The following is a 20,017-nucleotide window of genomic DNA, read 5'->3' as shown; positions in this document are numbered from 1 at the left end:
TGCCGAGTGGTGGCAAGGTCTTCGCTCCTGTAGCTGCGCAGCGTCCGGTACGTCGGAAAAGACAGGGCAGCAGTGCGATCTGTGACAACAGGTACTAGCCGTCGACGAACGTGACCGTCTCGTCGAGCGGCGCCCGGCCCGTACGGATGTAATCCACCGTGACGTCCTCGAACCCGATCGACATGCCACAGAAGAGAATGAGCCCCTCCGGGGGAGACACCACCTCGGCGACGGTCTTGCGAAACACCGACCACGCCATCTGCGGGCAGCTGTTCAGGCCCTCGGCGCGCAGCAGCAGCATGACAGTCTGCAGAAACATGCCGAGATCAGCCCACTGAGGCCGGCCCATGTCACGGTCGATGTAGCAGAACAGGGCAGCAGGCGCTCCGAATGCCTGCCAGTTATCGGCTGCGGCCCGCTGCCGCGCCTCCCAATCGCCCCGCGGAATACCGAGCGCGCCGTACCGTTCCTCCCCGAAGGCCGAGCGGCGCTCATAGTAGGGAGACTTCAGCGCCGGCGGATACATCTCATACTCGCGCTCATCCCAGGAATCACCGGCCGCCACCCGCTCACCCGCGCGCTTCTTCAACTCAGCCAGCGGCCCACCCGTCACCACATAGGCCCGCCACGGCTGCAGATTCGACCCGGACGGCGCCCAAGCCGCAGCCGACAACACCCGCTCCAGCACCTCCCGAGCAACAGGCCGATCGATGAACCCCCGCACCGCCCGCCGACTCGTGACCGCCTCATAGACGTCCAAGGGTCCGCCGCCTCTCTCGCCGCTCGACATGCCTACTCAATTGACAGTTGAGGACCGGAGAATGTGACGAGGTGCTGTCAAAACTTCGGCGGGCCGGGCTGCTCGACGGCAAGCGCCGGATGAACCTCGCTCCGCCGACCGCGGCCTGGTGGACGGGCTACAGGTCCGGGATGTCGTGGTGGTGGCGTCGGATGTGCGCCGCGAAGGCCCGCATGTATCCGGTCAGGAATTCGGCGGTGGACGGCACCTGGATGTCGCCCTTGTCGTCGATCAATCCCTTGCTGAACTGGATGTAGGCCTCGGGCTGCCCCAGCACCGGGGAGTTGGTGAAGGACAGGATGGTCTTGAGGTGCTGCTGTGCGACCGCGGTGGAGATCGGGCCGGGCGAGGCTCCGATGATCGCGGACGGCTTGCCGTTCAACACGTTGGATCCATAGGGCCGGGTCGCCCAGTCGATGGCGTTCTTCAGCGCGCCCGGGATGGACCGGTTGTACTCGGGAGTGACGAACAGCAGGGCGTCGGAGGCTTTGATCGCGTCCTTGAAGTCCAGGGCCACGGCGGGGTAGCTCGGGTCGTAATCGTGGCTGTACAGGGGCAACTCGCCGATGGGGATCTCCGTGAGGCGGAGTTCCGGCGGCGCGAGACGGCTCAAGGCCAGAGCGAGCTTCCTGTTGATCGACTTCAGGGACAGGCTCCCGACGATGTAGCCCACGGTGTAGGTCATGGCGTTTCCTCTCGATGTATGAACGTGCCGCCGTCGGTATCGACGGTCTGGCCAGTGATGGAGTCGGCCCCAGAAGAGGCGATGAAGAAGACCGGGCCGAGGAGGTCTTCGGGTCTGGCGGCCACGCCGCAGGGGCTGCCCGGCGCGCGAACAGCACTGCCTTGGCCGCGACGTAGCGCGTCCTTCTTCGGTGGACTAGCCGTCGACGAACGTGACCGTCTCGTCGAGCGGCGCCCGGCCCGTACGGATGTAATCCACCGTGACGTCCTCGAACCCGATCGACATGCCACAGAACAGGACGAGCCCCTCCGGGGGAGACACCACCTCGGCGACCGTCTTGCGAAACACCGACCACGCCATCTGCGGGCAACTGTTCAGGCCCTCGGCGCGCAGCAGCAGCATGACAGTCTGCAAGAACATGCCGAGATCAGCCCACTGAGGCCGGCCCATGTCACGGTCGATGTAGCAGAACAGGGCAGCAGGCGCTCCGAAACACTGCCAGTTATCGGCTGCGGCCCGCTGCCGCGCCTCCCAATCCTCCCGTGCGATACCGAGCGCGCCGTACCGCTCCTCCCCGAAGGCCGAGCGGCGCTCATAGTAGGGAGACTTCAGCGCCGGCGGATACATCTCATACTCGCGCTCATCCCAAGGATCACCGGCCGCCACCCGCTCACCGGCACGCTTCTTCAGCTCAGCCAGCGGCTCGCCCGTCACCACATAGGCCCGCCAGGGCTGAAGGTTCGACCCGGAGGGTGCCCAAGCCGCAGCCGACAACACCCGCTCCAGCGCCTCCCGAGGAACGGGCCGATCGCTGAACCCCCGCACCGCCCGCCGACTCGTGACCGCCTCGTAGACGTCCAAGATCCCAACCTCCCATCCAGTTCTGTAGCTTTCACGACGGTTTCATCTACGAAAGTATCATTCGATACCATTCGATGGCAAACGTGTCCCCACATCGGGCGGAAAGATGCCTCGTACAGGAACCGATCGCCAACGTCGTCTGCTACGCCCAGCTACAGGAGCGATCTCCACACTGGCGTCTCCTGCGGGAAAGCACGCGCCGTCGAAGCGACGAGCCGTTCACGGCTCCCTGCCGTCCGCAGGTCGAAGGTGCGGACCGGTTGCGCGAGCGCGCTTACGCCTCGCCGTCCGCGGGATAGGCGAACCGGGTCAACAGATCCCTCAGCTGCTCGGACCCGTCAGACCCCAGGTCGGCGACCAGCCGCTCAGCCAGCGGCTCCGCCGCCACATGGGCCGCATCGAAAAGCTCCACGCCCTGAGGGGTGATCTCGACCGCCCGCACCCGCCGGTCCCCCGGAACGTTCTTGCGTACGGCCAGCCCCTTACGCTCCAGGTCGTCCACGACCCGCATGATTCCCGCCTTGTCCGACCCCGTCGCCGCCGCCAAGTCCCGCTGCACTGTGGGCCCGCGGTCGACCAGCACGATCAGCACGGCAAAGTGCCGCAACTCGATGCCGAACGGCCGGAGTGCCTCTGACATGACCGTGGCCGCGCGCCAGTGCGCCTGACGCAACAGCAGGCCGAGAGCGAAGGGCGAGGCATCCCCGGGGCGGTCGGTCGCACGCGAGGCGGTGGTCCTACGAGGAGCATCGGCGCTCATGAGGTGATATTACCGGCCATCTTCTCATTCGAGACCGTAGCAAATGAAATTAATTCGGCTCGGCGCCAGGGCAGCGACGCAGGCCGATGTCAGCCGCTGCGGGCGCTCAGTCCCGTCCGGGTACGGCCATCTCGCCGAGCAGGGACCAGTCGTCCTGAGGAACGGTCGCGTTCACGATGCGCGGCGTCTCGGCCAGGTACGGCGGCAGGGTGCGCTGCGCCTGCTTGAAATGTTCCGACTGGACGTGCGCCGCCCCGGCCTCGTCATCGCGGAACGCCTCGACCAGCACATACTCGGTCGGATCCGCCACGCTGCGCGACCAGTCGAACCACAGGCAGCCAGGCTCGTCGCGGGTCGCCTGGGTGAAGTCGCCGACGATCTCGGTGAACCGGTCGGCGTGCTCGGGCAGCACGCGGAACTTCGCGGTGATGAAGATCATGGAGGCCATTTCCTTCGGTGAGCTGCGTACAGGTCGAGATTAGCGTCAGCCACTCGCCGAATCGATGTACCACTCAGCACACCGGCCTCCATCGCCCGACAGCGCGTCCTGCGGACCTCGATTCTCAGTCGCCGGCCAAGGGGCCCTGATCGACATGCCCGGCCAGATCGTGCCTGCGGCCGTGCAGGTGGCGGGGGCGCCGGGTGTCGACGTTCGCGGTCAGCGTGGTGAGAAGGCCGGGTAGTTCTGCCACCGTGTCGGCCGGCAGGCCAGTCACGGTCTCCTCCGCCAGCGCGCACCACAACTCCTTGACCTGGTCGGCGAGCGCCTTGCCGCTGTCGGTGAGTTCGACGACGGTGGCGCGCTTGTCGGAGGGGGCGGGCCTGCGGCGGATGTGACCGCCGGCTTCGAGCTTGCGGGTCATGAGCGTGACACTGGGCGGCTCGCACCCGAGCGCCTCGCTGAGCTGGGCCTGGATCGTCGGGCCGGTCCGGGCGAGTTCGAGCAGGAGTGCCTCCTGTCCGGGGTGCAGGCCGAGCGGGGCCAGCAGCGCCGCGGCCCTGGCCCGATGGCGCAGGCTCAGCAGGCGGATGGCCTGGTTGAGGGCGTCAGCTTGGTCGAAGTCCACGGACACTCCTTGACATTTTAGTTATTCGCATAATAGTTATCTGCATAACTAATCCTACATCACATCGAGGAGCCGGACATGACCGTGAAGGTCGCCGTCATCTACTACAGCGCCACGGGCACGGTGCACGCACTCGCGCAGGCCGTCGCCCAGGGCGCCGCCGAGGCCGAGGCCGAGGTGCGACTGCGGCGGGTCGCCGAACTGGCACCCGACAACGCGATCGACCAGAACCCGCAGTGGCGGCGCCACGCCGACGCCGCCACGTCGATCGCCGAGGCCGCGGTCGAGGACCTCGCGTGGGCCGATGCGTTCGCGTTCGGAACGCCGACCCGGTTCGGCACACCGGCCGCGCCGCTCAAGCAGTTCATCGACCAAGCCGGCGGGCTGTGGCGGGACGGGAAACTGGCCGACAAACCGGTCACGGCATTCACCTCGGCGTTCAACCGGCACGGCGGCAGTGAAGCCACGATCTTGTCGCTGGGCAACGTCTTCTACCACTGGGGAGCGCTGATCGTCCCGCCCGGATTCACCGATCCGGCCGTGTACGCCGCGGGCGGCAACCCTTACGGCACGTCGTACGTGACCGGCCCGACCGGAGACGGCCCGGACAGCGCGGCACTGGAAGCGGCCAGGTACCAGGGACGGCGGCTGGCTCAGATCACCATCCGGCTGCTGGAAGGCGGCCGCATCACCGCGAGCGAGGGAAACGCCCGCGAAACCGTGGCCGCCACAGCCTCCCAGAACGCGTGAGCGGCGGGTTGGCAAGGGAGAAAGTCATGACAAGCACCAGCACCGCGCCCCAGCAGGCCAGACCGCATGCCGGCCCCGCCTGGTTACTCCTGTCGCTGGCCTGTGCCTGCCAGTTCATCGTCATCCTGGACGCGTCCATCGTCAACGTCGCCCTGCCCTCGATCCGCGCGGACCTCGGCTTCACACCCACCGGCCTGGCCTGGGTGGTGAACGGCTACCTGCTCACCTTCGCGGGCTTCATGCTGCTGGGCGGGCGCGCCACCGACCTGTTCGGCCCGCGCCGGATGCTGGCCGCCGGGCTGGTGGCGTTCTCCGCCTCCAGCCTGGTCGGCGGCCTGGCGAGCGCCGCGGAGGTCCTGGTGGCGGCCCGCGTCACGCAGGGCATCGGCGCCGCCATGCTGGCCCCCGCGACGCTGGCCGTGCTCAACACCTCCTTCACCGAACCGAAGGCGCGTGCCAAGGCGTTCGGCGCATGGTCCGCCGCGGGCGGGGTGGGCGGGATGGCCGGCGCGCTCGCCGGCGGTGCCATCACCACCGGCCTGTCGTGGCGGTGGGTCTTCCTCATCAACGTGCCGATCGGCGCGGTGCTGATCGTCGTGGCCATGATGTCGCTGGCCGGCACGCGAACCGGCCGGCGGGAACCGCTCGACCTCCCCGGTGCGGTCACGGGGACGGCAGGGCTGGCCGCGCTGATCTACGGGGTCATGCGGAGCGCCGATCACGGCTGGACGTCCGCGCTGGTCATCGGGCCAGTAGCGGCGGGCCTGCTGCTGCTCGTCGTCTTCACCTTGGTGGAGGGGCGTTTCGCCAGCCGGCCGATGATGCCCCTGCGGCTGTTCGGGATCCGGGGAGTGGCCGTCGGCAACGCCATGCTGCTGCTGTTCGGCGGGATTCCCATCGCGATGTGGTACTTCACGTCGCTCTTCCTGCAGAACGTCCTCGGCTACAGTGCGCTGCAAGCCGGGCTCGGGCAGACACCCGCGGCGGTGACGTTCATGGTGATCGCGCGATGGGCCGCCGCCCTGCTACCGCGAACCGGTGTGCGCCCCCTGACGCTGGCCGGCAGCGCATGTTTCCTGGCCGGATTCGGCTGGCTCTCCCAGGCCCACGCCGACAGCGGCTACGTCACCAGCGTGCTCGGGCCTACGCTGCTCATCGCGGCCGGCATCGGGCTGACCTTCCCGACCCTCATGGCCGCGGCGACCGCCGACGTTCCCGAGGGCGACGCGGGGATCACCGGCGGCCTGGCCAACACCGCCGTCCAGGTCGGCGGATCGATCGGCCTGGCGGTGCTCGCGACGGCCGCGAGCACCAGAGCCGCGACGGAGGCCGGCGTGAGTCCCCCGGCCGACGCCCTCGCCGCCGGCTACGACCTGGTCTTCCTCATGGCGGCCGGGATCGGCCTGGCCATCGCGGTGGTCAGCGTGCTGCTGCCGCGGCACCGGCGCGCCTGACCACCGGCGACCCGGAACACCCGCCCCAGGAGCCCGGCCACGCGTTACTTCACCAGGCGAACCGTCATGGGATACCTGAACGGGTTCTCCGAGAGCGCCGAAATGCCACCGGCAATGGACAGCACGACCGCTGCCACCCAAATAACCGGAATAAGCACCACCCCGATCACGGTGAACGGCAGCAGGAATGTCGCCCCCACCACCGTGAGCTGGAAGTTCAGGGCCTCCAACGCGTGCCGCCGAATGTACGGCGAGGTCTTGCCACCCGTCAGCAGCAGGATCAGCGGGCCGATGATCGGGAAGCCCACCAGCGTCAGCAGGTGAGCCGCCGAAGCCCCGAGCCGTTCGTTGCTCTCCGGTGCCGCCTCGGGCCGGATCGGCGCGGCCATCGGGCTGATCCTGGGGACGGCGCCCGTGCCGTACAGCTCCGCCATGATGGGCATCAGATCACCGTGCGTACGCGCGGTCATCGCGCGCTCCAGCCGGTCGTCGAACTCGAGCTTGTCGAAGCGCCCCTCGGCGTAGGCCGCCTGGACGTGCTCGACCACATGCTCGCGGTCCTGGTTGGTGACGCGCAGATGAGCCGGCGGCACCTGTCCCGGGCCCCGGGGTGTGGGTAGCCCAGCCATAACAGTCATGCCTCTCCTTAGGATCGGGCGGTCACCATCCATACTGACCCCCCGCACGTCATCATGGCCATCGGGAGAATCCCCGATGTGTCCCCTAGATCACCCCGACGCGCGTGACCGTTTGGCGGTATAAAAAGGACTCATGAGATGGCGAGACCGCTACGGCATTCGGCGGCTGCGCGGTTCCAAAATCGCGAAGTTCGACCGGGAGGCCACTGACGCCGATATCGAGGCCCTCATCGCGTTCGCCAAATCGCGGCGAGGCGTCGAGTTCTTCGTCGAGCCCGAAACCTTCGCGACGGACACCACGGCCGTCGCCGTGGCCGACGACGGCGAGTGGACCCGCCGCCGGGTCGGCTCCCCCGCCGTGATCCACAAGGTCGCCCGAGACCTCGCCCTGCCGGTGTACGACGTTCAGATCATGGGCTACCCACCCCGGATGCGCGCGTACAACGAACGGCGGCGTCGCGAGGAGAACTTGTAGCCGTCATCGCGTCTCCACCCGCGCGGCGCCGGCCAGCACGTCCCGCACCGAGGACCATCCGGCGAGAGCGTCCCGTACGTCCGTCCGGGTCTCCTCCCCCAGCGCCTGCGCGTGGGCCCGGTCGAGCACGTCGTCCAGGCGCTCGATCCGGCCGCTCGTCGCGGACCGCACCGCCGCCTCCACCATCGCCAGGCTCATCACGTTCTCGTGCACCTCGCCGGACGGCGGCTCCCCGGTCCGGAGCGCCCGCACGAACACCTGCAAGGCGCCGGTGATCCCGGAGTACGGCGGGCCGGCCGGTTCATCGGCGTCCACCTCGGCCTCGAGGACCGGCTCGTGGTCGCCGTCCCAGAGCGCGGTGCCCTTCTCGCCGCTGACCCGCCAGGCCCCGTTCCACGAGGTGATGTCGCCGGGACTGCACCAGCTGCCGTTGTAGACGTACCGGGTCCCGCCTTCCATCTCGAACACCACGGTCGCGTTGGCGTCCCCCGCGAACCAGCTCCACGGCGGGTTGTACGACTGGCAGTACGCCGTCACCGGCTCGGCCCGGAGCAGGAAACGCGCCGAGTCGAAAGCGTGGATCGCCATGTCGATGAGCAGCGGGTAGGCCATCAGATCGCGAAACCCGCCGAAGCGTTCGGACCGGAAGAACGCCGTGCTCACCGTGCCGATCGCGCCGAGCCGCGCGGTCATCCCCCGCAGCGCGGCGAGCTGCGGGTTCCAGCGGCGGGACTGGCTGACCATTAACAGTTCGCCGGTGACCTCGGCCGCGGCGGCCATGGACAGCGCCCGGCTCACGTTCTCCGCGACCGGTTTCTCCCCGAGCACCGGCAGACCGGCGAACAACGCCGCGGTGGTCACCGGGTGGTGCGCCTCGGGGATGGTCACGTTGATCAGCGCCTGGGCGCCGGTCTGCCGGGCGAGGGCGACGGCGTCGGCGCCGACCGGCAGGTCCGGCAGGCCGGCCGAGTCGGCGGCGTCGCGGGCCAGCGCCACGTTCAGGTCGGCGATGCCGGTGAGCAGCACCTCGGGCGAGTCGGCGACGGTGGCCAGCCAGGCGCGGCCCATGCCGCCGGCGCCGACGATGACCACGCGGAGCGGATCCGCCGGGCTGGAGGGAATCATCCGGAAGCTCACTGGAGCGGTCCCGTGTAGCCCTGGCCCTCGAAGAACTCCCCGGTCGCGTACCGCAGGAGCACGGGATGGCGCCGATCCGGCCGGTCGGTGCGGGCCCAGGCGACGCCGTTCGCGATGACCCGGCGCACGTCCTTGTGGTGGTACGTCGGGTACGCCTGGTCCCCCGGCCGGAAGTAGAAGATCTTGCCGTGGCCGCGGCGGAACGTGCAGCCGCTGCGGAAGACCTCCCCGCCGCTGAATGAGCTGACGAACACCAGCTCGTCCGGTGCCGGGATGTCGAAGAACTCCCCGTACATCTCGTCCTCGTCGATGATCAGCGGGTGCGGCACGCCCTGGGCGATGGGGTGCGTGGGGTCGACCGTCCAGATGAGCTCACGGTCGTGCTCGTCGCGCCAGCGCAGGGTGCAACTCGTACCCATCAGCTTGGTGAAGATCTTCGACCAGTGCCCGGAGTGCAGTACGACGAGTCCCATCCCGGACAGCACATGCCGGTGGACGCGCTCGACGACCTCGTCGGTGACCTCGTCGTGCGCCGCGTGACCCCACCAGGTGAGCACGTCGGTGTCGGCCAGCACCTCCTCGGTCAGCCCGTGCTCCGGGTCGTCGAGGGTCGCCGTTCGAACGACGCAGCCGTCGGCGAGGTTCTCCTCGATGCCCTCCGCGATCGTCGTGTGCATGCCCTTCGGATAGATCTTCGCCACGTGCTCCTCGATCTGCTCGTGGCGGTTCTCGCCCCACACCGTCACACGCAGCGGGCCGGAGCTTCCGTTTGTCATGTCGAACCTTTTCTGCTGGGGGTTGCTGTCACTTGACGGCGCCTGCCGTCGTGCCCGCGGCGACGTAGCGCTGGGCGACGACGAGCAGGACGATGGCCGGGATGGAGGCGAGCACGGCGGTGGCCATGACCGAGCTCCAGTCGTTGACGTACGTCCCGATGTAGGTGTAGAGCCCGAGCGTCACCGGGCGCACGTCCTCGGTCGTGGTGAGGGTGAGGGCGAACAGGAAGTCCGCCCAGGAGAAGAGGAAGGTGAACAGGGCCGCGGTGATGAGCGCGTTGCGGCTCATCGGCAGCACGATGGAGACGAACGTCCGGACGTGACCGGCCCCGTCGACCCGACTGGCCTCCAGGACCGCCCGCGGGATGTTGATCATGAAGGCGCGGACGATCAGGATCGCGAACGGGATGCCCGCGGTCGAGTCGGCGAGGATCAGGCCCGGGATCGAGTTGAGCAGTCCCAGGTCGTTGTAGGCGGTGTAGAGCGCGTTCGCGATGACGATCCCCGGGATCATCTGCGAGATCAGGATCCCGAAGAGGAACGCGCCCGCGAAGCGGATCTTGAACTGCGCCAGGGCGAACGCCGCCGGCATCGCGATCAGCAGGCTGAACACGACCGAGCCGAGGGCGACGACCAGGCTCGTGACCAGGTTGCGGCCCTGCTGGCCGAGCGCGGTGGCGTAGCCGTCGAAGCTGAGGTCGAACGGCAGCCACGGGGTGCCGACCGCCGAGCCGCTCGGCTGCAGCGAGACGTTGACCATCCAATAGATCGGGAACAGCAGCACGGCGAGGATGACGATCCCGGCGGCGGTGCTGCCCCAGCCGCCGCGGGTGTGCCGGCGTCGCCGGGCCGCGCCAAGTGTGGTGGGGGTCATGACGGCCTCACTCGTCCACGGCACGCCGGTTGGCGCGCAGGTAGAAGATGGCGAACACCAGGGAGATCGCGATCAGGATGTTGCCGAGCGCGGCACCCTGACCGAAGTCGAACTGCTGGAACGACAGGTGGTACGACTGCGTCGCGATGGTCTGGCTGGCGTTGGCCGGTCCGCCGCCGGTCAGCGCCAGGATCACGTCCAGCACCTTGATCGTGTAGACCACGCCGAGCACCAGCACGACGCTCACCACCGGGCGCAGCAACGGCCAGGTCACATACCGGAACCGCTGCCAGCCGCCCGCCCCGTCCAGCGCGGCCGCCTCGTACAGATCCTCCGGGATGTCCTGGAGCCCGCCGTAGAGGATGGTCAGGTTGAACGGGATGCCGACCCAGATGTTCACCAGGATCACCGCCACCAGGGCCAGCGAGGTGCTGGTCAGCCAGCCGGGGTGGTCGCTCGCCACTCCGATGGCGGCCAGGAACCGGTTGAGCGCGCCGTTGTCCTTGTCGAGGATCCACCGCCAGACCGCGCCGGAGGCGATCAGCGGGATCAGCCACGGCAGCAGGATCAACGACCGGAGCACACCGCTGAGCGGGAAGCGGCGCCGGAAGAACATCGCCAGGGCCAGACCGATGACGAACTGCCCGGCGATCGAGCCGGCGGTGAACAGGACGGTGTTCAGCATGGCCTTGCCGAACACCGGGGAGGACACCACCTCGGAGTAGTTGGCCAACCCGACCCACGGCGCCTCGCCGGTGTAGAAGGTGCTCGTCGAGTACTCCTGGAAGGCCATCACGAAGTTCTTGACGATCGGGTAACCGAAGAACGCCACCATGTAGATCACGGCGGGGGCCAGGAACAGCACCTGCGCGGCGCGGGTCTGGAAGCGGAGCGAGTGCCAGAAGCGGGGTCCGGCAACGGTCCTGTCATCCGCCACGGTCACCGGCGGTGGTGGATCTGTCTGACGTTCCATAGTGGACTGTTGTGGGTGCTCAACCATTCTGGGCCGTTTCCAGGGCCTTGGCCGGCGCGGCCTGGCCGGTCAGCGCGGACTGGAACGCGGTGTAGATCTTCGTGGCCGCCTTCGGCCAGTCCGCGCCGAGTTCACCGGTGCGGGCCCGCGCGGTCGGGATCTGGTCCACGAAACCGGCCATGTTCGGGTTGCTCGAGCTGAACTTCTCCAGCAGCGCCTTCTTGGTGGGGATGGTCTGGGTGTCCTTGGCGAGGCTGAGCTGGTTGTCGTCCGAGTTGAGACAGGCGACGACCTTGGCGGCCTTGGCCTGCTTGTCCTTGTTCCCGGTCTGCGGCACGGCCCACGTCTCACCGCCGAGCGGCGCGACGATCGGCTTGCCCGCGACCGGTGCCGGGATCTGCGCCACCCCGTACTTGACGCTCTTGTCCTCGTCCAACGCGGGGAACTGCCACGGCCCGTTGACCGCCATCGCGGCCTTGCCCGCCCGGAACTGGTCGTTGACGTCCGCCTGGGTCCAGTTGAGAGCGGACTTCGACACCGAGCCGTCGTTCATCAGGTCGACCCACAGCTGCACGGCCTGCGCGGTCTCCGGCGTCGCGATGTTCTTCTCGTCGCCGCCGTTGGACCACATGAACGGCAGGAACTGCCAGGTGCCCTCGTAGTTCGCCGGTGCCGAGAACGCCAGCCCGTACGTGCCGCCGGAGGTCAGCTTCTTGGCCACCGTCCTCAGCTCCGCCCAGGTCTTCGGCGGCGTCACGCCCGCCTTGGCGAGCAGGTCCTTGTTGTAGAACAGCCCGATGGTGTTGGTGATCGGCTGCAGGCCGTAGAGCTTGCCCTTGTAGGTCGAGGCGCTGACCACGCCTTCCACGTACCCGTCGGCCTTGAGCCCGAGGTCGTTCAGCGGAGTGAGGGCGCCGCTCTGGGCGATCTGCTGCAGATCGGGGTTGTCCAGCATCAGGACGTCCGGGAGGGTCCGCGAGGACGCCTGCTGGAGCACCTTCTGGATCAGGGTCGCTCCGGGCACGGCCTCGCGCTGGATGGTGACACCGGCCTGCTTGCCGCAGGCGTCGATGGCCTTCTGCCAGACCGCCTTGCCCGGGTCGTTGTTGTAGTAGTCGAGCACCCGCAGGGTCGAGGAGTCGCCGCCGCTGTTGGAGCCGCCGTTCGAGCCGCCGCCGCAGGCGGTGAGTGCGAGGGGCAGGGTGAGCATCGAGGCGAGCGCGGCCTGGGCTCGGCGGGAACGGGGGGAGCGGGGGGAGCGGGGGGAGCGGATCATGTCGTGTCCTTTCGGATACGGAGGGTTCCGGGGTGAAGCAAGCCGTCGATACGTATCGACTGCTGTTGTACGGCTGTGCGTCGATACGCATCGACGATGCGTATCAGGGCCTCTGGCCGAGGCCACCAGTGATCAGTTGGAGGGAGTAGGCATCACGGTCGTACGACGGGTGAGTCGTGGCGCGACCAGGTCGATTGGGGGACGTTCCACCCCGGAACTCGGATCGAGTAACCAGAACAGCGTCTCCATCGCGCGCCGCGAGACGTCGCGCGGTTCCACAGAGATATTCGTGTACGGCGGATCGGACTGTCCGGCTTCACGGTCGGGGCTGAGGCCGATGAAGGAGATGTCACGACCCGGCACGACATCCTGCTTCCGCAGCGCATTCAGCAGCGGCACGATCGCGTCGCTGTGCGGCACCACCACTCCGAGACGCCCGCCGGTCCGCCGGGTGAGGAGCTGATCGGCCGCGGCGGCCTCCTGTCCATGTTCGACCGGTTCGATCACTGTCAGCGGAAGGCCGCGCACCTGCGCCTGCCGCCGCGCCGATCGCAGAAAGCGGCCGACGTAGTTCAGGCCACGCTCCATCACCGAGGCCGGGTAACCCACCACGACGATCTCGTCGTGCCCGGTGTCGGCCAGCTCGTCGACGGCCATCCGGGCCGCCGCCTCGAAGTCGAGGTCGACGCAGTGCAGCCCGGCCGGGTCGGCCGGCACACCGATGAGCACCACCGGAACGGACAGCGCGGCGGCCACCGGGACCCGGTCGTCGTGCTCCTCGATGTCCATCATGATGATCGCGTCGCACAGGGCCCGTCCGGCGAGGCGCCGCAGCCCCGCGGAGCCCTCGTCCGCGGTCACGAGGAGAACCTCGTGATCATGGGCGCGGGCCGAGTTGGCGATGGTCTCGATGAACGGCAGCAACCCGAAGGCATCGCCCCCGGCCCCGAAGCGCACCACCAGACCGACCACTCGGGTGCGGCGTCCCGCGAGAGCCCGGGCACCGGAGTGCGGCTCGTAGGTGAGCTGTTCCATCGCGTCCAGGACCCGCTGCCGCGTGCGCTCGGAAATGGGTCGCTTGCCGGTCATCACATAGGACACGGTGCTCTGCGAGACACCGGCGATACGCGCGACGTCCTTGCTGGTGAACGCCGCCATGACACCTCCCTGGGGAAATCGTCGATGCGTATCAATGGCAAGTGCCGACAGGCTACGACGCCGATCGTCCGAGCCGCAAGACATCTCCCTGCAACATTTCGCAATCCGCCGCGTCGTCATGGTGAGCGGAGAATCGCGGCGGCCGGAGGACTGTGGACCGACGCGCACCCAGACGTCTACACCCCGCGGCGCCTGTCATCGGGCGCCTTGTACGCGCGCCGCTCGGAGACGGGCCGACCGGCCTCACGCCGGAGCGACCGGCCGGCACCCCCGCAAGTGATCATCGCTGGAGAGCGGACGGGCGACGCGTCCGAGCACGACTCCCTCGCCAAGACCCGTCTGCGCAGGTTCGGCGTCGACGACCTGGAGCGCACGGTCGTGGGTTGAGGGGGGTTGGGTCAGGCGGCCGTTTCGTGGTCTTCGTCGAGGACGTTGATCAGGGGGATCAGCCAGCCCGCGTGGACGGGGCCCATCGCGGTGTCCAGTTCGGACGGGGCCGGGAGGCGGTCGAGCAGGGTGGCCGGGGACAGGAGTTGCTGGAGGGCGTGCATGAGCAGGTTGGCCATCGAGTAGGTCGGGTCGGTGGTCAGGGCGCGTTCGAGGGCGATGGTGGCCAGGACGCTGTCGCCCGTGCGCCAGGAGGCCATGGCCAGCAGGGACGCGGCCGGTGGGGTGAAGCGTGGCTCCAGGCGGCGGGTGAGGTCCTTCCAGAGGGCGGCGTGGGAGTCGCCGGCCAGGGTCCAGGCTTCGTCGCGGATTCTGATCACCGCCAGGTCGAGGCCCAGTCTGGCCGCTTCGGCGTCGTCCAGGCGGCCACCGGCGGCGTGGGTGGCCAGGGCGGCGCGGACTCTGACCAAGCCTCGGGTGACGAACTGCTGGGCGAACGCGTTCGCGTCCGTCGCCTCCATCAGCCGGGTGCGGAACTCGGCGACGGCGTCCGCCGTGGCGCGCCGCATCGACACCCGGACGGGGCCGGTGAGGGGGGCGACGGTGCGTTCCAGGCTCTGGCGGTCGGGCAGGGCCACCAGGCCGTGGACGGTGGCCTCGGCGGCGATCTGGCTGGTCGAGGGGTCGTACGGAGTGCCTTCGGGAGGGCAGCACTGGGGCACGTCGCATACGTACGACCAGTAGCGGCCGCCCTCGGCTCGCAGGGCCTCGTCCACGCCGACGCCTGCCCGGGCGGCCAGTCGGCGGGCCTCGTCCACGGCGGGGGTGACCCGGTCTCCGGGGCCGTAGCCGATCAGGATGATGTGGGTGATGGCCTCCCGGTCGAACAGCGCCGACAAAGGCTCCAGCGTGCCCGGGGGAAACGGCAGCGGCCAGCGGGTCGCCAGCTTGGCCCGGCCCCGCGTGAGGCCGAGCACGATGAGGCTGTCGACCGGGTGGAACCCCACGAGGTAGGGCACCGCGGCGAGGACGTCGGTGGGGCTGGCCAGAGTCAGGCAGGGCTCGGAGGCGTTGGTCGTCATGAGGCATGAGGGTGCCTGGACGGAGGGGGTCGCCGATGCGCCGAACCGAGTTCTGGGGATAAGGGGAGCCAGATGAGGGCGGGGTGTCGTGGACGAGGAAGCCAGGGAGCGGACGGTCAGGCGGGCGGGAGGTCAGGGGCGGGAGCTGGGGCCAAGCGGTTGCGGACGAACAGGGCCGCCCCCGCCACCCCCGCCGGCATCGCTACGACCGCCACAAAAGGCACCAAGAACAGCAAGAACACCACCACCCCGAACCCCAACGCCCCCGCCTTGTTCCCCCGCAGCAGTGCGAACCGCTCCTTACGCCCCATCCCCCGCCGTTCCAGCGCCAGCGTCGTCAGCTCCACCGTCAGGAAGAACCCGGAGACCATGGCCCCCAGCACCGGCACCACCGTCTGCCCGACCACCGGCACGAAGCCCAGGAAGAACAGCGGCACGGTGAACAGCAGCACATAGCCCAACGTCACCAGGCTGTCCCTGATGGACCGGGGCAAGGTGCGCCACCACGGCTGCTCCTCCGCCCCCGGCAGCGGATCCACCGTGGCGGACAGCTTCTCGTAGAACGGCTCCCCGACCGCCAGCGTGAGCGCCGTGAAAGTCAGCACCGCCAGCGCCAGCCCGCCGAGGACCAGCGCGATCCCGATCAGCGTACGGAAGAGGTCCCGCCACCCCCACGTGTCGGCGAATGGCGTAAGAAATTCCGCCATGTCGGACGCGTTCGTGCCAAGGAAGATCAACGCCACCACGTACACGACGAAGGCCAGCAGCGCCGGGATCAACCCGAACAGCCACCACCGGCCATGCTTGGCGACCCAGCCCACACCCTGAAAGAAGAAGCCGACGCCCGCCAAGAAGTCGCGTACTGATCGCATGCCCGGCACGCTAGCGCCAGAAGGCCGTCACCGCGTAGCCCAGTTCGCCGAAAAGGTTGCGGAGCAGCGGCAGCGAGATGCCGAGCACGTTGCCGTGGTCGCCCTCGATGCCCTCGACGAACCAGCCGCCCCGCCCCTCGATGCTGAACGCCCCGGCCAGGCCCAGCGGCTCGCCGGTGGCGGCGTAGGCGGCTATCTCCTCGTCGGACGGCCGGCCGAAGTGGATCACGGTGGTGGACACCTCGGCCACCTGCCGGTCGGCGGGTACGTCGATGACGCAGTGGCCGGTCACCAGGCGTCCGGTCCGGCCGCGCATGATCCGCCACCGCTCGAGCACCTCCTCGGCCGTGGCCGGTTTGCCGTACGGCCTGCCGTCGAGCTCCAGGATCGAGTCGCAGCCGATGACCAGGCCCTCGTCGAGCCCGCTCGCGACCGCCGACGCCTTGGCCTTGGCCAGCTCAAGAGCGAGCGCGGCGGGCGAGTAGGCGGTGTATGCCTCCTCGTCGACACCGCTGACGATCACCTTGGGGTCGAGTCCGGCGCTGCGGAGCAGGGCCAGCCGGGCAGGGGACGCTGAGGCCAGGATGATCACCGCACCAGCTTACCGGTCACCTGTCGAAGTTCGGCTGCCCGGGTACGTCCATGGAGTCGCCCTCGAAGATCGCGCCGAGCAGCTCGGCCAGCTCGGGGGGAAGGGCGGCGCTCTCCTGGTTCAGGGCGTCGGCGACGGCCCCGGCCTCCATCCTTCCGTGAGTCGCCCGCCCGGCCAGCAACGACATGATCATGGGCGCGATCAGCGGCAGCAACCTCATGATGGTGCGGGCGTCGATCCCCACCAGCCGTGACAACCCCTCGGCCGCCTGCTCGGCGCCCTGCCCGCCGAATACGTGCCCCAGGATGCTCTGCCCGTCACGCGAGAGCGACGCCACGTCGCCGTTGAACGGGTCGGCGTCCACGTGGTCGTCGAGAGCGGCGCGCAGCGCCTCCGCACCTTCAGGGTGCGCGGCGTTGCGCGCCAGGCCGCCGATGATGGTGGCGGACACCGTCGTGAGCACGATGCGGGCCGTCGCGGTGTCCGTGCCGAGCAGCCCGGCGACCTCCTCCAGCCCGGCATCGCCGAGCTCTGCGAGAAGCTCGTCGTTGAGTGTCACATCGGAGACCTGCCCGGCAGGGCCTCAATTTACGTTACGGGCTTGCCCAAGTCCCCGGAAAGCCCGGCGGCGGCGTAGGCGCTCGCCTCGTCCAGCGTCTCGTGCTCCAGCAGGGCGGCGACGATGGCGTCGAGCTTGTCGCGGTTCTCGCTCAGGACGCGCAGCGCGCGCTCGTAGCATTCGTCCACGATCCGCCGCGCCTCCTCGTCGACGGTGGCGAGCATGGCGGGCGAGGCCTGCGGCGGCTGGCCGTCGCTGGGCAGGATGGTCAGCGGCCCGACCTTCTCCGACATGCCCCAGCGCCCGACCATGCCGCGGGCGATCATGGTGACCTGCTCCAGGTCGTTCTCGGCGCCGGTGGTGATCACGCCGAACACCACCTGCTCGGCCGCCATCCCGCCGAGCGCCCCGGTGATGCGCCCCCGGAGATACTGCTCGTCGTACGCGTAACGATCGGTGTCGGGCGTGGACAGCGTGACGCCGAGCGCCCGCCCGCGCGGGATGATCGAGATCTTCCTGACCGGGTCGGCGCCCGGCTGCAGCATGCCGAGCAGCGCGTGGCCGGCCTCGTGGAAGGCGGTCCTGGTGCGCTCCTCCTCCGGCATCACGATGCTGCGCGCCGCGCCGAGCTGCAGCTTCTCCAGCGCGTCGGCGAAGTCGGCGATGCCGACCTTCTCCTTGCCGCGCTTGGCGGCCAGGAGCGCGCCCTCGTTGACGAGGTTCGCCAGGTCGGCGCCGGTCATGCCGGGCGTGGTCTTGGCGATCTGGTCGAGGCTGACCTCGCCGTCGAGCGGCACGCTTCTGCTGTGTACGGCCAGGATCGCGGTACGGCCGGCCGCGTCGGGCAGCCCCACCTGGACCGTACGGTCGAACCGGCCCGGCCGCAGCAGCGCCGGGTCGAGGATCTCCGGCCGGTTCGTGGCCCCGATGACGATGACGCCCTCGACGCCGGAGAAGCCGTCCATCTCGGTGAGGATCTGGTTGAGCGTCTGCTCGCGCTCGTCGTGCCCGCCGATGCCGCCGGCGCCGCCCCTGGCCCGGCCGATGGCGTCGATCTCGTCGATGAACACGATCGAAGGGGCGACCTTGCGCGCCTCCTCGAACAGGTCGCGTACCCGTGACGCGCCCACACCGACGATCATCTCGATGAACTCCGACGCGCTGGCCGAGAAGAACGGCACGTTCGCCTCACCGGCCACGGCGCGGGCCAGCAGCGTCTTGCCGGTGCCGGGAGGCCCGGCGAGCAGCACGCCCTTGGGCAGCTTGGCACCGAGCCTGCGGTATTTGTCGGGGTCCTTCAGGTAGTCGACGACCTCGACGAGCTCGTTCTCGACCTCGTCGATGCCCGCCACGTCCGCGAACGTGGCCCGTACCTGACCCGCTTCGACCGGCTTGGCCGCCTTGGACCGGCCGAGGCCGCTCAGCCCGCCGCCGCCCATCATGCTGGCGCCGCGGCGCATGACCCAGATCCAGAGCCCGGCCAGCAGCAGAACGGGGAGCAGGGAGAGCAGCAGGTTCACGAAGAAGCCGCGCCCGCCGTTGATCGGGTCGGCCTTGATGTCGACCCCGCTGCTCTCCAGCTGCTGGTAGAGCTGGTCGTTGTTGGCGAAGGCGGGGATCTCCGTCTTGAACTTCGTGTACGACTTGTTGCCGCTGTCGGGATCCTTGGCCGCGGCCCGCAGGTCGCCCTCGACCGACAGGCCCGTGGCGTAGATGTCCTTGACGTTCTTCGAGGTCACCTGCTTGGTGAACTCGGTGTAGGACACCGTCTCGACGGAATCCGTGTCGAAGAAGGACGAGACCAGGAAGAACGCCGCGTAGACGACGAGCAGCGTGACGACGAAGCGCCACCAGTTGATCTTCGGACGACCACCGCCGGACGAGCCGGGCAGCCCTTCCGCGCGCCAGGGCGGCTTGGGCTTGTCTCTGTCAGGCGCCTGTGGCTGACCCGAGCGTTTGTCAGGCGCCTTCGGCTGACCTGGGCGTTCCACGGCGTCACTCCCCCATATCGCCGTCCATGATCTTCTAGCCTAGAACACGCACCCCGGAAACCACGCGCGTGATGTCACGCCACCTGTTCCGCTGCGACTCCGGCACTGTCACGAACGCCAGCCCCGGCTTGGCCATTCCCCCGTCGAGCACGACCACGGCGGCCCGGGAGACGTGCTTGCCGTACCTGACCTGGTAGGTGAGCAGCCAGCCGCCCTTGATCGGCTGGGAGACCTGCCAGCGGATCCGGCCGCCCTTGGGATGGTGGTTGAGCGTCCAGCGGGCGGCGAGCAGCGCGGTGTCGCGCGCCGACTTCTGCTCCTCGATCGGGAGCGGGCAGGTGACGAGCATGCCCCGCTGGTTGGAGCCGCGCCTCAGCGGGAGCACCTGCTTGCTGGTGAACGGCGCCGCGTGGTGCGCCTTCCACGGCCTGCCGAGCCTGGGCACGACCAGGCCGGTCCGCGGGTCCTTGACCACTCCCCTGCCGGGCTTGGTCATCTTCAGCCGGGCGGCCTTCTTCGGCAGCTTGGGGACGCGGGGGTCGGCGTACAGGGCCTCCATGGCGGTGTATCCGGGCGCCAGCGACGAGCCGGGAGTCGGCGTGGCCTGGGGAGCGGCCGCCGCGGCGGAGTCGACCGGCGAGGGAGACACCGACGGCTCGGACGAGGCGGAGGCAGACGCGGAGGGCGGCGTGGACGAGGTCGGCACGGCCGATGGCGCGGCAACCGGCCGTGCGGCGACCTCGTCCGGCCGCGACGGGAGCAGCATGACCAGCGTGACAGTGACGACCGCCACCGCGGTCACGACTGCGAGCCCCCGGTATACATCCCGCATCCGCAGATCGCCGATGCGG

Annotated in this window: 22 protein-coding genes; 3 read left to right on the top strand and 19 right to left on the bottom strand. The window is 69.1% G+C overall.

Going from position 1 to position 20,017, the window contains the following annotated elements:
• Positions 1-94: 94 nt before the first annotated feature.
• The 6 genes from LDL49_RS00520 to LDL49_RS00495 form a co-directional block, all read right to left on the bottom strand.
• A complete protein-coding gene (locus LDL49_RS00520; protein WP_225288843.1) occupies positions 95-760 on the bottom strand; it encodes a nitroreductase in 666 nt (221 codons plus the stop codon).
• A gap of 157 nt (positions 761-917) precedes the next feature.
• Positions 918-1,484: an NADPH-dependent FMN reductase gene (locus LDL49_RS00515; RefSeq protein WP_225288842.1), complete on the bottom strand. Its 567-nt coding sequence runs from the start codon at positions 1,482-1,484 to the stop codon at positions 918-920.
• Positions 1,485-1,679: 195 nt separating this feature from the next.
• The gene (locus LDL49_RS00510; RefSeq protein WP_225288841.1) at positions 1,680-2,345 is read right to left on the bottom strand and encodes a nitroreductase; all 666 of its coding nucleotides are present in this window, start codon (positions 2,343-2,345) and stop codon (positions 1,680-1,682) included.
• Between the two features lie 274 nt (positions 2,346-2,619).
• Entirely contained in the window at positions 2,620-3,105 is a 486-nt protein-coding gene (locus LDL49_RS00505; protein ID WP_225288840.1) for a MarR family winged helix-turn-helix transcriptional regulator, read from the bottom strand.
• A 106-nt stretch (positions 3,106-3,211) separates the two neighbouring features.
• Entirely contained in the window at positions 3,212-3,544 is a 333-nt protein-coding gene (locus LDL49_RS00500; RefSeq protein ID WP_225288839.1) for a putative quinol monooxygenase, read from the bottom strand.
• Positions 3,545-3,668: 124 nt separating this feature from the next.
• A complete protein-coding gene (locus LDL49_RS00495) occupies positions 3,669-4,172 on the bottom strand; it encodes a MarR family winged helix-turn-helix transcriptional regulator (protein WP_225288838.1) in 504 nt (167 codons plus the stop codon).
• 78 nt (positions 4,173-4,250) lie between these two features.
• Between LDL49_RS00495 and wrbA the strand changes: the two genes are divergently transcribed.
• Complete coding sequence (gene wrbA / locus LDL49_RS00490) at positions 4,251-4,922, top strand: NAD(P)H:quinone oxidoreductase (RefSeq protein ID WP_225288837.1); 672 nt, start codon at positions 4,251-4,253, stop codon at positions 4,920-4,922.
• A gap of 26 nt (positions 4,923-4,948) precedes the next feature.
• On the top strand, positions 4,949-6,376 hold the full coding sequence (locus tag LDL49_RS00485) for an MFS transporter (RefSeq protein ID WP_225288836.1): 1,428 nt from the start codon (positions 4,949-4,951) through the stop codon (positions 6,374-6,376).
• A gap of 44 nt (positions 6,377-6,420) precedes the next feature.
• Here the strand turns inward: LDL49_RS00485 and LDL49_RS00480 are convergent, their stop codons facing one another.
• Positions 6,421-7,014, bottom strand: coding sequence for a DUF1707 and DUF4870 domain-containing protein (locus LDL49_RS00480; RefSeq protein WP_225288835.1), 594 nt, complete (start codon positions 7,012-7,014; stop codon positions 6,421-6,423).
• 133 nt (positions 7,015-7,147) lie between these two features.
• Here LDL49_RS00480 and LDL49_RS00475 point away from each other — a divergent pair, with 133 nt between their 5' ends.
• Positions 7,148-7,489, top strand: a complete 342-nt coding sequence (locus LDL49_RS00475) for a hypothetical protein (protein WP_214642774.1) — start codon at positions 7,148-7,150, stop codon at positions 7,487-7,489.
• A 3-nt stretch (positions 7,490-7,492) separates the two neighbouring features.
• On the opposite strand, the gene LDL49_RS00470 is transcribed toward LDL49_RS00475, so the two are convergent.
• The 12 genes from LDL49_RS00470 to LDL49_RS00415 all read right to left on the bottom strand — a co-directional run bounded on the left by LDL49_RS00470 (position 7,493) and on the right by LDL49_RS00415 (position 19,998).
• A complete protein-coding gene (locus LDL49_RS00470) occupies positions 7,493-8,614 on the bottom strand; it encodes a Gfo/Idh/MocA family protein (protein ID WP_225288834.1) in 1,122 nt (373 codons plus the stop codon).
• A gap of 8 nt (positions 8,615-8,622) precedes the next feature.
• Positions 8,623-9,402 carry a ThuA domain-containing protein gene (locus LDL49_RS00465; RefSeq protein WP_225288833.1) on the bottom strand — a complete coding sequence of 260 codons (780 nt, stop codon included), beginning with the start codon at positions 9,400-9,402 and terminating at the stop codon, positions 8,623-8,625.
• A 28-nt stretch (positions 9,403-9,430) separates the two neighbouring features.
• Entirely contained in the window at positions 9,431-10,276 is an 846-nt protein-coding gene (locus tag LDL49_RS00460) for a carbohydrate ABC transporter permease (RefSeq protein ID WP_225288832.1), read from the bottom strand.
• A gap of 7 nt (positions 10,277-10,283) precedes the next feature.
• Positions 10,284-11,249 carry a carbohydrate ABC transporter permease gene (locus LDL49_RS00455; RefSeq protein WP_225288831.1) on the bottom strand — a complete coding sequence of 322 codons (966 nt, stop codon included), beginning with the start codon at positions 11,247-11,249 and terminating at the stop codon, positions 10,284-10,286.
• 19 nt (positions 11,250-11,268) lie between these two features.
• The gene (locus LDL49_RS00450) at positions 11,269-12,525 is read right to left on the bottom strand and encodes a sugar ABC transporter substrate-binding protein (RefSeq protein ID WP_225288830.1); all 1,257 of its coding nucleotides are present in this window, start codon (positions 12,523-12,525) and stop codon (positions 11,269-11,271) included.
• A gap of 132 nt (positions 12,526-12,657) precedes the next feature.
• Entirely contained in the window at positions 12,658-13,803 is a 1,146-nt protein-coding gene (locus LDL49_RS00445) for a LacI family DNA-binding transcriptional regulator (RefSeq protein ID WP_225288829.1), read from the bottom strand.
• 278 nt (positions 13,804-14,081) lie between these two features.
• Positions 14,082-15,152: a DUF4192 domain-containing protein gene (locus LDL49_RS00440; RefSeq protein ID WP_225288828.1), complete on the bottom strand. Its 1,071-nt coding sequence runs from the start codon at positions 15,150-15,152 to the stop codon at positions 14,082-14,084.
• A gap of 116 nt (positions 15,153-15,268) precedes the next feature.
• Complete coding sequence (locus LDL49_RS00435; RefSeq protein ID WP_225288827.1) at positions 15,269-16,024, bottom strand: EI24 domain-containing protein; 756 nt, start codon at positions 16,022-16,024, stop codon at positions 15,269-15,271.
• A 10-nt stretch (positions 16,025-16,034) separates the two neighbouring features.
• Entirely contained in the window at positions 16,035-16,616 is a 582-nt protein-coding gene (locus tag LDL49_RS00430; protein WP_225288826.1) for a Maf family protein, read from the bottom strand.
• Positions 16,617-16,632: 16 nt separating this feature from the next.
• Positions 16,633-17,175 carry a DUF937 domain-containing protein gene (locus LDL49_RS00425; RefSeq protein WP_225288825.1) on the bottom strand — a complete coding sequence of 181 codons (543 nt, stop codon included), beginning with the start codon at positions 17,173-17,175 and terminating at the stop codon, positions 16,633-16,635.
• A 29-nt stretch (positions 17,176-17,204) separates the two neighbouring features.
• Positions 17,205-19,166, bottom strand: a complete 1,962-nt coding sequence (gene ftsH / locus LDL49_RS00420) for an ATP-dependent zinc metalloprotease FtsH (protein WP_308016044.1) — start codon at positions 19,164-19,166, stop codon at positions 17,205-17,207.
• A gap of 34 nt (positions 19,167-19,200) precedes the next feature.
• On the bottom strand, positions 19,201-19,998 hold the full coding sequence (locus tag LDL49_RS00415) for a hypothetical protein (RefSeq protein WP_225288824.1): 798 nt from the start codon (positions 19,996-19,998) through the stop codon (positions 19,201-19,203).
• Positions 19,999-20,017 lie beyond the last annotated feature (19 nt).

The sequence above is a fragment of the Nonomuraea aurantiaca genome (assembly GCF_020215705.1).
GTDB classification, from domain to species: Bacteria; Actinomycetota; Actinomycetes; order Streptosporangiales; family Streptosporangiaceae; genus Nonomuraea; species Nonomuraea aurantiaca.
The sequence above is the reverse complement of the archived record's forward strand: the minus strand, read 5'-3'. Positions and strand labels throughout refer to the sequence as shown.

Bases quoted from the DNA above. Each gene is read 5' to 3' on its own strand.
- LDL49_RS00515 (WP_225288842.1), bottom strand. From the start codon at position 1,484: ATGACCTACACCGTGGGCTACATCGTCGGGAGCCTGTCCCTGAAGTCG.
- LDL49_RS00505 (WP_225288840.1), bottom strand. From the start codon at position 3,105: ATGAGCGCCGATGCTCCTCGTAGGACCACCGCCTCGCGTGCGACCGAC.
- LDL49_RS00500 (WP_225288839.1), bottom strand. From the start codon at position 3,544: ATGATCTTCATCACCGCGAAGTTCCGCGTGCTGCCCGAGCACGCCGAC.
- wrbA (WP_225288837.1), top strand. From the start codon at position 4,251: ATGACCGTGAAGGTCGCCGTCATCTACTACAGCGCCACGGGCACGGTG.
- LDL49_RS00485 (WP_225288836.1), top strand. From the start codon at position 4,949: ATGACAAGCACCAGCACCGCGCCCCAGCAGGCCAGACCGCATGCCGGC.
- LDL49_RS00480 (WP_225288835.1), bottom strand. From the start codon at position 7,014: ATGACTGTTATGGCTGGGCTACCCACACCCCGGGGCCCGGGACAGGTG.
- LDL49_RS00475 (WP_214642774.1), top strand. From the start codon at position 7,148: ATGAGATGGCGAGACCGCTACGGCATTCGGCGGCTGCGCGGTTCCAAA.
- LDL49_RS00470 (WP_225288834.1), bottom strand. From the start codon at position 8,614: ATGATTCCCTCCAGCCCGGCGGATCCGCTCCGCGTGGTCATCGTCGGC.
- LDL49_RS00465 (WP_225288833.1), bottom strand. From the start codon at position 9,402: ATGACAAACGGAAGCTCCGGCCCGCTGCGTGTGACGGTGTGGGGCGAG.
- LDL49_RS00460 (WP_225288832.1), bottom strand. From the start codon at position 10,276: ATGACCCCCACCACACTTGGCGCGGCCCGGCGACGCCGGCACACCCGC.
- LDL49_RS00455 (WP_225288831.1), bottom strand. From the start codon at position 11,249: ATGGAACGTCAGACAGATCCACCACCGCCGGTGACCGTGGCGGATGAC.
- LDL49_RS00450 (WP_225288830.1), bottom strand. From the start codon at position 12,525: ATGATCCGCTCCCCCCGCTCCCCCCGCTCCCCCCGTTCCCGCCGAGCC.
- LDL49_RS00445 (WP_225288829.1), bottom strand. From the start codon at position 13,803: ATGACGACGCGGCGGATTGCGAAATGTTGCAGGGAGATGTCTTGCGGC.
- LDL49_RS00440 (WP_225288828.1), bottom strand. From the start codon at position 15,152: ATGACGACCAACGCCTCCGAGCCCTGCCTGACTCTGGCCAGCCCCACC.
- LDL49_RS00435 (WP_225288827.1), bottom strand. From the start codon at position 16,024: ATGCGATCAGTACGCGACTTCTTGGCGGGCGTCGGCTTCTTCTTTCAG.
- LDL49_RS00415 (WP_225288824.1), bottom strand. From the start codon at position 19,998: ATGCGGGATGTATACCGGGGGCTCGCAGTCGTGACCGCGGTGGCGGTC.